The organism is Blautia sp. ZXY-1-C6 (assembly GCF_056339875.1).
In genome coordinates this window covers 1-11,948 of sequence record NZ_JBWJVQ010000185.1, presented here as the reverse complement: position 1 = coordinate 11,948, position 11,948 = coordinate 1, and the positions used below count along the sequence as shown (strand labels likewise).

9 protein-coding genes and 1 pseudogene are annotated in these 11,948 nt (G+C 44.0%); all 10 read right to left on the bottom strand.

Translation table 11 applies throughout. The annotated features are described in order from the left end of the window. Positions 1–31: 31 nt before the first annotated feature. Positions 32–835, bottom strand: a complete 804-nt coding sequence (locus tag AC075J_RS10380; RefSeq protein WP_008705979.1) for an energy-coupling factor transporter transmembrane component T family protein — start codon at positions 833–835, stop codon at positions 32–34. 227 nt (positions 836–1,062) lie between these two features. After that, positions 1,063–1,908: pseudogene (locus tag AC075J_RS10375) on the bottom strand (energy-coupling factor transporter ATPase); the annotation flags it as partial. Then, positions 1,899–2,744: an energy-coupling factor transporter ATPase gene (locus AC075J_RS10370; protein WP_008705983.1), complete on the bottom strand. Its 846-nt coding sequence runs from the start codon at positions 2,742–2,744 to the stop codon at positions 1,899–1,901. The gene AC075J_RS10370 and the pseudogene AC075J_RS10375, both read right to left, overlap by 10 nt. A gap of 87 nt (positions 2,745–2,831) precedes the next feature. Next, positions 2,832–3,437, bottom strand: a complete 606-nt coding sequence (gene yihA / locus AC075J_RS10365) for a ribosome biogenesis GTP-binding protein YihA/YsxC (protein WP_008705985.1) — start codon at positions 3,435–3,437, stop codon at positions 2,832–2,834. Between the two features lie 57 nt (positions 3,438–3,494). Further along, entirely contained in the window at positions 3,495–5,807 is a 2,313-nt protein-coding gene (gene lon, locus AC075J_RS10360) for an endopeptidase La (protein ID WP_008705987.1), read from the bottom strand. A gap of 20 nt (positions 5,808–5,827) precedes the next feature. Continuing rightward, positions 5,828–7,144, bottom strand: a complete 1,317-nt coding sequence (clpX, locus tag AC075J_RS10355) for an ATP-dependent Clp protease ATP-binding subunit ClpX (protein ID WP_008705989.1) — start codon at positions 7,142–7,144, stop codon at positions 5,828–5,830. Between the two features lie 75 nt (positions 7,145–7,219). Next, entirely contained in the window at positions 7,220–7,801 is a 582-nt protein-coding gene (gene clpP / locus AC075J_RS10350; protein WP_008705991.1) for an ATP-dependent Clp endopeptidase proteolytic subunit ClpP, read from the bottom strand. A gap of 95 nt (positions 7,802–7,896) precedes the next feature. Next, positions 7,897–9,183, bottom strand: coding sequence for a trigger factor (tig, locus tag AC075J_RS10345; protein ID WP_008705993.1), 1,287 nt, complete (start codon positions 9,181–9,183; stop codon positions 7,897–7,899). Positions 9,184–9,457: 274 nt separating this feature from the next. Further along, positions 9,458–10,018, bottom strand: coding sequence for a DJ-1 family glyoxalase III (locus AC075J_RS10340; RefSeq protein ID WP_025580707.1), 561 nt, complete (start codon positions 10,016–10,018; stop codon positions 9,458–9,460). Positions 10,019–10,381: 363 nt separating this feature from the next. Next, entirely contained in the window at positions 10,382–11,878 is a 1,497-nt protein-coding gene (locus tag AC075J_RS10335; protein ID WP_070100061.1) for a M20 family metallopeptidase, read from the bottom strand. Between the last annotated feature and the right edge of the window lie 70 nt (positions 11,879–11,948).

Below are 11,948 nucleotides of genomic sequence, written 5' to 3'. Positions count from 1 at the left end.
AAATATCTTTATAAATTATATCAGTACTTTCTCAGATTCCCACAATTCTGAAAACAATGGCGATTCCCAGATAAGCCCACATCACCACATAGGAAATGTAGTCTCTGGACTCATAACGCAATGGCTTCATCTGGGTTCTGTTATCCCCTCCATGATAGCACCTTGCTTCCATGGCCATGGCCAGATCATTTGCTCTTCTGAACGCAGAAATAAACAGCGGAACCAGAAGCGGAATCATATTTTTTGCCTTCTGAATTATATTTCCGGTTTCAAAATCTGCGCCACGTGCAATCTGTGCTTTCATGATCTTATCGGTTTCCTCCATAAGGATTGGGATAAAACGCAGCGCAATAGACATCATCATGGCAATCTCGTGGATTGGCACATGAAGTTTATTTAACGGCCTGAGAAGTCGTTCCAGACCATCTGTAAGCTGATTGGGTGTGGTAGTCAGCGTCATAAGAGAAGAACCGATCACCAGATACGTCAGGCGGATGGCCATTCTTCCGGCCAGCTTCAGGCCCTCCTCTGTCACATGCAGGATTCCCCACTGCCAGAGAACCTTTCCGGGTGTCAGAAATATATTAAATACCACTGTGATCATAAGAAGCATCACGATTGCCTTCAGTCCCTTGAACATAAATTTCACAGGAACTTTGGAAAGAATGATCATCGCTGCCAGAAATATAGTTGCCACTGCATATCCCGGAAATGTATGGAATACAAAGACAGAGATGATGAACACCAGCGTACCCACCAGCTTTGCTCTCGGATCCATTTTGTGCAGAACGGAATCTGCAGGATAATACTGTCCTATTGTAATGTCTCGGATCATACTTCCTGCCCTCCCTCATTCTCTTCTTGTTCTGCAGACTTTTTATCCATTGTTTCCTTCTGAATGCTTAAATCTTCATCAGGCACATCTGAATGAGACTCTTTCGTCCCATCCTTAGTCAGATCAGCTTCCATCTCACTAATTAAGGTTTCTGCTTTGGCATTTTCTTTTTTCGACTGACTGTCTGAAACAGATTGTCTGTTACCGGACAATTTCCCGAGATTACATTTTCTTAAAACTGCAAGGATATTCTCTTTTGCCTCATCCACCGTTGTAGCAGTTACATCTACATCCAGGCCTTTTTCCTTCAACGCATGCATGATATAAGTAATCTGCGGTGCTGCAAGTCCCATGGCTTCCAGCTCTCTGTAATGAGCAAATACTGCTTTGGGAGCATCGTCATATGCGATTTCTCCGTCATTGACTACGATCAGTCTCTCCGCATATTTTGCAATATCCTCCATGCTGTGGGATACAAGGATAATGGTAATCCCTCTTACTTTATGAAGCTCTGCGATCTGGTCAAGGATATCATCTCGTCCTTTCGGATCCAGACCTGCAGTTGGCTCATCCAAAATAAGAATTTTCGGATTCATTGCCAGTACACCGGCAATAGCAACTCTTTTCTTCTGTCCGCCGGAAAGCTCAAAAGGGGATTTACTGAAATTTTTCTCCTTGAAACCTACGTGCTGCAGTGCTTTCTTTGCTTCTACTTCTGCCTCTTCCCTGGATAATCCCTGATTCATGGGACCAAAGCATACATCAGAAAGCACATCATTCTCAAAGAGCTGATGCTCCGGATACTGAAATACAAGACCAACCTCGCTTCGCAGGGCACGACGATCATATTTCTCTCCCCAGATATCCTCTCCATTATAAGTGATCGTACCGGAAGTTGGACGGATCAGCGCATTGAAATGCTGGATCAGTGTAGATTTCCCACTTCCTGTATGTCCGATAATTCCGATAAACTGTCCGTCCGGAATAGAAAGATTGATATCTTTCAGCGCATGGATCTCATAGGCAGTTCCCGGACTGTAGGTATAAGTTACATTTTTTAATTCTATTGACATAAGGCATTCACCAGCTCCTCTGTAGTCAGTATTCCCTCCGAAACATCCACTCCGGCTTTATGAAGTTCGTGTGCCAGAAGTGTTACCTGCGGCACATCCAGTCTGTATTCTTTCAGAGTTTCCACCTGTGAGAAAATCTCTCTGGGTGTTCCCTGCATCACCACTTCTCCGTTGTCCATAACATATACCTTGTCCGCATGAACAACTTCTTCCATATAGTGAGTGATCAGAATGACTGTCACTCCTTCCCGTCTGTTAAGGTCACTGACTGCCTCAAGAACTTCCTTTCGTCCATTCGGATCCAGCATTGCAGTTGGCTCATCCAAAATGATGCATTTCGGACGCATTGCCATGACACCGGCAATTGCAACTCTCTGCTTCTGTCCGCCGGAAAGTTTATTCGGAGAATGATAACGATAGGATGTCATTCCTGTTTTTTTCAGGCTCTCATCTACACGCTCCCAGATTTTCTCTGTGGGCACACCCATATTCTCCGGTCCGAACCCTACGTCTTCTTCTACTACAGTTCCTATGATCTGATTGTCAGGATTCTGAAAAACCATGCCCGCTTTCTGTCGGACTTTCCATAATTCCGGCTCTTTAGACGTGTCAATCCCATCTACCCACAAAGTTCCTTCCGTCGGAAGCAACAGCGCATTCAGGTGCTTTGCAAGAGTAGATTTTCCGGAACCATTATGTCCCAGAACAGCCACGAATTGTCCGGCTTCAATGTCCAGGTTTACATCATTGACAGCACGCTGCGTATCCTGCACGTTACCATCTTCATCATACTTGAGATAGTCAAATCCCAGCTTGAATGCCTTGATAATTCCCATAATATTTTTTGTCCTCGTATTTTGTCTGTCTGCTGCTTATTTTCACAGGAAAAGAATCCCGTCAGTAAACAGCGAATATTTATTTTTTCAGGCTTCTTCAGTAGCTGCCAGTCCGGTCAACTCGTCAATCAGAGCCCAGATCTCATCTCTTCCCTGCTTCGTCTCAGCAGAGAAAGGAATAATAATGCCATCTTTGCTCAGCTTCAGCCCTTCTTTGATTGCTTTGATATTTTTCTGAACCTGGCTTCGTTTGAGCTTGTCAAGCTTCGTTGCAATAATGATCGGCTCATAGCCATTGTTCAGAATCCAGTCATACATCATCTTGTCATTTGCAGATGGATCATGACGGATATCAATAAGAAGGAAAACCGCCTTCAGGTTTTTGGATGTATGAAGATATCTTTCGATCATCTTGCCCCATTTTTCCTTCTCAGACTGTGAAACCTTTGCGTATCCGTAACCAGGGAGGTCTACCAGATACATGGCTTCATTGATATTATAAAAGTTAATGGTCTGTGTTTTTCCCGGCTGTGCACTTGTTCTGGCAAGAGATTTCCGGTTCATCAGCCCGTTGATCAGAGATGATTTTCCCACATTTGATTTTCCTGCAAATGCAACCTCCGGTCTGTTGGTGTCCGGGAGTTTGCTGGTAATACCGCATACGATATCTAATGATACATTCTTAATAACCATTGATTTCCTCTCTTTTTTCACAACAAATGGTCAATCTTTACTGACTGACCATTTATTTTATACCAGTGCCTTATTAAGCACTTCCTTCATCGAACTTACAAAGGTAATGGTAAGTCCGTCTGTGATTTCCTTATCTAATTCCTGAATATCCGGTTTGTTTTCTGCCGGCACTAACACCTCTTTGATCTTAGCATATTTTGCCGCAAGAAGTTTTTCTTTCAAACCGCCGATCGGAAGAACTCTTCCTCTCAGTGTGATCTCACCGGTCATTGCAAGGTCTGCCCTTACCGGCTTCTTAATAATTGCGGAAAGGATTGCAGTTGCCATGGTAATACCTGCGGATGGTCCGTCTTTTGGTACTGCCCCCTCCGGAATATGCACATGAATATCGTTTTCCTGGAAAAATTCCGGCTCAACTTTATAGTCAGAAGCAATGGAACGAATATAAGTAATACCTGCCTGTGCAGACTCTTTCATAACATCTCCCAACTGTCCGGTAAGCATCAGCTCACCCTTGCCGGGCATTACATTGACTTCAATCTGCAGTGTATCGCCGCCCACCTGTGTCCAGGCAAGCCCACGGGAAATACCAATCTCATCTTTCTTATTTGCCATAAGATAGTTAAAATGCTCTTTTCCAAGAAAATCTGACAGATTCTTTGAAGTCACTGTAACTTTCTTTTTATCTTCTTCCATGATCAGACGTGCAGTTTTTCTGCATATCTGTCCGATGGTTCTCTCCAGGTTTCGAACTCCGGCTTCTTTTGTATAATTGTTGATGATCTTCTTAAGAGCCGCTGACTGGATTGTCAGTTTACCTTTCTCGATACCGTTCTCTTCCATCTGCTTCGGAATCAGATGTTCCTTTGCAATATGTTCCTTCTCATTCTCAGTATAACCTGCGATCTCGATCAGTTCCATACGGTCAAGAAGTGGTCTCGGAATGCCCTGAACATCGTTTGCAGTTGCAATAAACAGTACTTCTGAAAGATCCTGTGGAACCTCTATATAATGATCCATAAATCTGCTGTTCTGTTCCGGATCAAGCACCTCAAGAAGTGCCGCAGAAGTATCTCCTTTATAATCACTGCTGGTCTTGTCAATCTCATCCAGAAGCATCAGAGGATTGCTCACTCCTGCCTGCTGTAATGCTGCAGTGATCCTTCCCGGCATTGCTCCTACATAAGTCTTTCTGTGGCCCCGGATCTCAGCCTCATCTCTCACACCGCCCAGACAGATACGTACATATTTCTTATGCATTGCTTCTGCAATCGATCGGGCAATGGAGGTTTTACCTGTTCCGGGAGGTCCTACCAGACAAAGGATCGGACTTTTTCCCTTATGTGTCAGTTTGCGGACGGAAAGGAACTCCATCACACGCTCCTTCACATCTTTCAGACCGTAATGACCTTCCTGAAGTACTTTCCATGCTTCTTTCAGATCATCAGAATCTGTGGATTTCTTCTCCCACGGAAGTGCCAGCATGGTCTCAATATAACCACGCAGTACTGCATTCTCAGATACATTGCTGTTGGTATTCTTAAATCTCTCGATTTCTTTGCTGATCTTCTCTTTTACCTCATCGCCGGCCTGAAGTTCCTGGAGTTTCTTCTTAAACTCCTCTGCGTCATCCGCAGTATTATCCTCACCCAGTTCCTCACGTATCAGTTTCAGCTGCTCTCTGAGAATATATTCTCTCTGATTCTTATCAATTCTGGCCTTCACTTTTTTCTGGAGATCTCTGCCAATCTGCATGATCTCAATCTCATTTCCAAGGATTGCACCCAGAACTTCATAACGTTCCTCCAGTGTAAGTGCCTCCAGAATCTTCTGCTTATTCTGATAAGATAAAGGAATATTTACGGCAATCTGCTCAACCAGTTCCTCAACATTATCTATATTTAAAATCTGTGCTACCAGCTCTTTGCTGACTTTTCCATTTTCCATGCAGTATCTGTGGAATAATTCCTTAAGGCTTCTGTGCATGGCTTCCATCACTGGTTCCGGCATCTGCATTTCTTCTTCATCAACAGGTGTGATCTCACTTCTGATAAACGGAAACTCCTGCTCAAATTTCACAAGTGTGGCTCTTCCCGTTCCCTCTACAAGTACCCGCAAAAGATTCTGCGGAAGTTTCACAACCTGTTTGATATAGGCAATGGTTCCTACATGATATACACCTGCCAGATCCGGTGATTCCACCTCAGGATCAATCTGAGTAACCAGAAAAATCTTCTGGTCATGAAGCATGGCAGCTTCAATCGCCTTGACAGAACGCTCCCTGCTCACATCAAAATGAACGATCATCCCGGGAAGGATGGTAGTCCCCCTGAGAGCGATCGCAGGCAGCACTATATTCTGATTTGTCATTTATTGTTCAGTCCCTTTCATCAGGCTGTTTCCGGTTTATCCTTCTTGTGTGTCCGGGACGTTCTTCTGCTTCCGGCTGTCTTCGCCTGTGCAGGAGTTTCTCCGCGGACGATCTCCGGCTCACCGGTGCCATCTACTACATCTTTGGTAATTGTACACTTGCGGATCGTGTCATCTGACGGAATCTTATACATCAGATCCATCAGTGAACCTTCCATGATCGCACGCAAACCTCTGGCTCCTGTCTTACGTTCCAGAGATTTCTTTGCGACCAGTTCAAGTGCATCATCTTCAAAATCAAGTTCAACACCATCCAGTTCAAATAATCTGTGATACTGTTTGGTAAGTGAGTTCTTCGGCTCTTTCAGAATACTGATCAGCGCATTCTCATCCAGCGCATCCAGAGTTACAACTACCGGCACACGACCGATAAACTCAGGAATCAGACCGAATTTGATAAAGTCTTCCGGCATTACATCCTTCAGGATCTCACCTACATTTCTGTCTTCCTTAACAGAAACCTCTGCACCGAAACCGATGGACTTGGTATCCTGTCTGGACTCAATGATCTTCTCGATTCCGTCAAAAGCACCGCCGCAGATAAACAGAATATTTGTTGTATCAATCTGAAGAAACTCCTGATGAGGATGCTTGCGGCCGCCCTGAGGCGGAACACTTGCCACTGTACCTTCCAGAATCTTCAGAAGTGCCTGCTGTACGCCTTCACCGGAAACATCGCGGGTTATGGATGGATTCTCAGATTTTCTTGTGATCTTATCAATCTCATCAATATAGATAATTCCGTACTGTGCACGTTCAATATCATAATCTGCTGCCTGAATGATCTTGAGAAGAATATTCTCAACATCCTCTCCTACATATCCGGCTTCTGTCAGTGTGGTAGCATCTGCAATAGCAAACGGTACATTCAGAAGTCTGGCAAGTGTCTGAGCCAGCAGAGTTTTACCTGAACCTGTAGGTCCAAGCATCAGAATATTACTCTTCTGAAGCTCTACATCAGAATTTTTTGACGCAAGAATTCTTTTATAGTGATTATAAACAGCAACGGAAAGAGCCTTTTTTGCTGCATCCTGACCAATTACATAATCATCCAGAACTGCATGGATCTCTTCCGGTTTTAACAGATTAATATCAGAATTCAAAACCTCGTCATCATAAGGATTTAATTCTTCCTCCATGATCTCTGAGCAGATGCCAATGCACTCGTCGCATATAAATACTTTACCATCCGGACCTGCGATCAGTTTTCTTACCTGATCTTCTGTCTTCTGGCAAAAGGAGCATCTTACTTTTCCTTCTCTCATTTTTTCTGCCATGAATTTATGTCTGTCCTTTCTCTATACTAACTAATAAGACTCCTGTGACGATTCACAGGAGTCTTATCTTTCGCATTATTTATGCATGACTACACCGTCAATCAGTCCATATGCCTTTGCTTCTTCAGCAGTCATATAGTTGTCCCGGTCTGTATCACGCTCAACAACTTCTATCGGCTGACCGGTATTTGCAGCCAATAACTCATTTAAAGTTCTCTTTGTCTGTGCGATATGATCTGCCACGATCTGGATCTCTGTTGCCTGTCCCTGCGCACCGCCGGATGGCTGATGGATCATGATAGTGGAATGCGGAAGAGCAAATCTCTTTCCTTTTGCACCGCCTGCCAGAAGAAAGGCACCCATGCTGGCAGCCATTCCAAGACAAATGGTAGAAACATCGCATTTAATATACTGCATGGTATCATAGATTGCCATGCCGGCTGTTACGGAACCGCCCGGGCTGTTGATATACAGCTGAATATCTTTACCAGGATCTTCTGCTTCCAGGAAAAGAAGCTGTGATACGATCAGTCCTGCACTCACATCATTTACTTCCTCACCAAGAAAAATGATTCTGTCCTTCAGAAGCCTTGAATAGATATCATAACTTCTCTCTCCCCTGCTTGTCTGTTCAATGACATAAGGTACTAAACTCATATAAACGCCTCCATTTACGCGGCTGACTTTTTTCCGAAAGAGGCAGACATCTGAGCCTGTCTCTTTCCGGTTCTTAAAATTCGATTACTTTAAAATTAAACTTCCTTAGCAGCGTCAGCGATAACAGTAACTGCTTTCTGTACAGCCATGTCTTTCTTCATCTGCTCAAGTTCACGCTCTCCAAGTAATTCTTTTAACTTGTCAGCTTCCATTTTGTATGCTTCAGCCATCTTGGAGATCTCTTCATTTACTTCTTCCTCTGTTGGCTGAATGTTCTCAACTTCTGCTACTTTCTCAAGAACCAGTCTTGTCTGGATTCTCTTTAATGCCTGTGGTTTCATGTCTTCCATCATCTTGTCAGCAGTCATGCCTGTGAACTGGAAGTACTGATCCATGGATAATCCCTGAGACTGCATTCTTCTGCTGAAATCATCAAGCATCTGACGACACTGTGTCATAAGCATAGCTTCCGGAATATCCATCTGTGCATTTTCGATTGCTTTATCTACTGCTGCATCTTCTTTTGCACGTTTTGCTTCGTCTGCTTTTTTATCTTCAAGGTTTGTTTTTACATGCTCTTTGTACTCTGCAAGTGTATCGAACTCAGAAACATCTTTTGCAAAATCATCATCCAGTTCAGGAAGTTCTTTTGCTTCGATCTTCTTAACTGCGCATTTGAAGATTGCTTCTTTACCTGCAAGTTCTTTTGCCTGATATTCTTCAGGGAATGTAACTTTTACGTCTACATCATCGCCAACTTTAGCACCAACAAGCTGTTCCTCGAATCCCGGGATAAATGTGTTGGAACCAAGTGTCAGAGGATACTCTGTAGCCTGTCCGCCATCGAAAGGTACTCCGTCTACAGATCCTTCGAAGTCGATTGTTACGATATCATTTAACTGAGCTGCGCGGTCTTCTACGCTGATTGTTCTGGAGTTTTTCTCCTGCTCTTTCTTGAGTTCAGCTTCTACGTCTTCGTCTGTTACTGTGATTTCAGTTTTCGGTACTTCTACACCTTTGTAATCACCTAATGTAACTTCCGGTTTAACAGCAACTTCTGCTGTGAAGATGAATGCTTTTCCAGGCTCAGCCTGTGTAATGTCGATTGTCGGCTGGGAAACGATCTCAAGTTCGCATTCAGCTAATGCTTTGCTGTAGTGTTCCGGAATCAGAGCGTTAACAGCATCTTCAAGGAATACTCCTTTGCCATACATCTGCTCGATCATTTTTCTTGGAGCTTTTCCTTTACGGAATCCAGGGATGGAAATTCTTCCTTTTGCTTTCTGGTATGCATTCTGCATTGCTTTTTCTAAATCTTCAGCGGCAACTTCGATAGTAAGTTTAGCCATGTTTTTTTCCATTTTTTCCACCTGTAAACTCATGTTACAATGTTCCTCCTTAAATTCAGGTTATATTTTGCGACTGGTTTTTCAGCTGCGTTATATCATTCACAGTTTTTACCTATTTCTATATATTCAAGTCTGAGCTCCGCTCCCACCATTGCAGAAGCGGGAGAGTTACTGTTCACTCTGTGTCAGTAACGCAAGAAGTCTGTTTATAACTCAATTATATATTTACAGTCATTGTAGCAGTATAGCACAAAAAATCCAAAAGTGCTAGTGTTTTTTCGCATAAAAATAAGGGTTTTGGGATGTTTTAACGTGTGTAAACTACAGATTCTGCGATTTCTTTTGCTTTTTCTTCATTTTCGAGCTGTGAAATTAGGGAGAGTGCGAAGTCTACAGCCGTTCCCAGGCCGCGGCTGGTGGTTATGTTTCCGTCTACTACTACGCTGTCTTCACTTGTTACTGCGCCATCTTTGGAGAGAACTTCCATGAATGACGGATAGGAAGTTGCTTTGCGGCCTTTGAGGAATCCCAGTCCGGAAAATACGCTTGGAGCTGCGCAGATGGCTGCGATTTTTTTGCCTTTATTGTTGAAGTCTGTCAGGAGGTCGATGAGTGGTTTGTAACCGGCAAGGTATTTGGTTCCCGGCATTCCTCCAGGAAGAACGAGCATGTCGGCGTCGGCGAAGTCGGTTTCAGCGAATATGGCGTCGGTGAGCATGGTGATGCCGTGGGATGTCTGGATCCGGGTGGTTTCTTTGATAGATACGGTTTTGATGTCGATTCCGGCGCGGCGAAGAAGGTCTACTACGGTTAAGCCTTCAATGTCTTCGAATCCATCGGCGAGGAAGATGTATACTTTTTTACTCATTTTTTGTGCCTCCTGGTTGTTGTATTTTTTAAGATTTTTATCTTGTTTTTCTGAAATGGATTATAGCATTTTTTATGGATAGTTACAATGTTTGTTTGGATTGGGTAGGGACACTGGGCAGGGACGCGCGAAGCCATCTGTCTCCTGGGGTTCAGTTTCGTGAGCCTAAGTAACTCTAAGGTTTGGTAAATCTGCTAAAAACATGAAAAAGAATGCAAAACTCGCTCCGTTGCAAACTTCGCTCAGACACGTTGCGATTCTTTTCCATAACGCAGATTTCCCAAACCTAAGAGTTACTAAGACTCGTCAAATTCACCCCAGGAGACAGATGGCTTCGCGCTGGGAACTGGCAAAATGTTACTTTTACCATATCTCTGGTTTCAGGTCTTTCGGTAATGGATTGGGATATGTTTCGCCGTTTAGAGTTTCTGTCAGTTCTTTTCTGGCTTGATTTGCCAGTTCTGGATTTTGTAAAAAATCCAGGGCAGTGAGAGCCATGATTTTGGCGGCGTAGAGCATTCCTTTGTGAGCTATTGAGGATTTGCCCTGGGCTACTGCCTGCCAGGAGTGGAGAGCGGTTCCTGCGGCGAATGTGGGGATGTTGAGGTGGACGGTTGGAACAATCCAGCTTACGTCTCCTACATCGGTGGAGTATTTGAGGTCGCTGTACAGATTTTGACAGGCGATTGGTTCGAAGATTGGGGTTTTCATTGCTTCCGGTGCTTTGGGACCAAAGTAGTCCCGGGCAATTGTAGGAAGTTGGTTTTTGTCCTGATCCGAGAGGGACTGCTGGAATTTTTGTGCGTAGGCATATTCCTGCTCTGTATATGGAATCGGGCCAAGTTTTTCCAAGTAGGTGTTCATATGGTCTGCAAGGATTTTACTGGAGATTAAATTGGAATAGGCAGCCACCTGACGGATTTCTACGGTAGTTTCGGTCATGAGGGCGGCGCCTTTGGCTATATTACATACACGGTTGTAGAGTTCTTTTACCTGAGTGATCTTCGGGGCGCGGATGGCGTAGAGTACTTGGGCTCTGGACTGGACTACGTTTGGGGCATCTCCGCCTGTGTCGGTGATGGCATAGTGGATTCTGGCTTCGTCTATCATGTGTTCACGCATGTAGTTTACGCCTACGTCCATTAATTCTACTGCATCCAGTGCGGAACGGCCTAATTCCGGGCACATGGAGGCGTGTGCCGGGGTTCCGTGGAATGTGAAGAAGACTCTGAAGTTTGCTTTGGTGCTTCCGTAGCATGCGCGTCGTCCCTGTTCCGGGTGCCAGCAGAGGGCGAGGTCACAGTCATCGAAATAGCCGTCGCGTACGAGAAACGCTTTGCCGCCTGCGTTTTCTTCGGCTGGGCAGCCGTAGTAGCGGATTGTTCCTTTCAGGTTGTGTTCTTTCATGAAGTCTTTTAATGCGATGACGGAAGCAAGGGTGCCTGTTCCGATAAGCTGATGACCGCAGCCATGACCACAATTATCAGTATGTCCTGAATCTGGATTTTGTTTCTTTTCTCTTTCCGGCACGCTTTCATATTTTGAATCTGATGTTTTTTCTTCCGGGATTCTCTCGGTAGTATCTGCTTTCTGCGAGAGTCCCGGCAGGGCATCAAATTCGCCAAGAAATCCTATAACCGGTTTTCCGGAACCGTATTCTGCAATAAATGCTGTTTCCTCTCCTGCCAGATTTGATTTTATGGAAAATCCCTCTTTCTTTAATGTCTGCTGAAGTAATTCAGAAGATTTATATTCTTGAAATCTCGGCTCCGCATACTCCCAGATTTTATCGCTGATTTTGGCATAATATTCTTTTTTATCTTCAATTTTTTCTGATATTTCTTTTATGTATTCATCCATATATTTTTCCTCTTGTCCCATGCTGTTTCCTACTTTCTTCTTCATTCCCCACAACATTTTTATCTATTTA

What these genes read in the sequence shown, in the direction of transcription:
- AC075J_RS10380 (WP_008705979.1), bottom strand. Translation starts at nt 835, where the DNA reads ATGATCCGAGACATTACAATAGGACAGTATTATCCTGCAGATTCCGTT.
- AC075J_RS10370 (WP_008705983.1), bottom strand. Translation starts at nt 2,744, where the DNA reads ATGGGAATTATCAAGGCATTCAAGCTGGGATTTGACTATCTCAAGTAT.
- yihA (WP_008705985.1), bottom strand. Translation starts at nt 3,437, where the DNA reads ATGGTTATTAAGAATGTATCATTAGATATCGTATGCGGTATTACCAGC.
- lon (WP_008705987.1), bottom strand. Translation starts at nt 5,807, where the DNA reads ATGACAAATCAGAATATAGTGCTGCCTGCGATCGCTCTCAGGGGGACT.
- clpX (WP_008705989.1), bottom strand. Translation starts at nt 7,144, where the DNA reads ATGGCAGAAAAAATGAGAGAAGGAAAAGTAAGATGCTCCTTTTGCCAG.
- clpP (WP_008705991.1), bottom strand. Translation starts at nt 7,801, where the DNA reads ATGAGTTTAGTACCTTATGTCATTGAACAGACAAGCAGGGGAGAGAGA.
- tig (WP_008705993.1), bottom strand. Translation starts at nt 9,183, where the DNA reads ATGAGTTTACAGGTGGAAAAAATGGAAAAAAACATGGCTAAACTTACT.
- AC075J_RS10340 (WP_025580707.1), bottom strand. Translation starts at nt 10,018, where the DNA reads ATGAGTAAAAAAGTATACATCTTCCTCGCCGATGGATTCGAAGACATT.
- AC075J_RS10335 (WP_070100061.1), bottom strand. Translation starts at nt 11,878, where the DNA reads ATGGATGAATACATAAAAGAAATATCAGAAAAAATTGAAGATAAAAAA.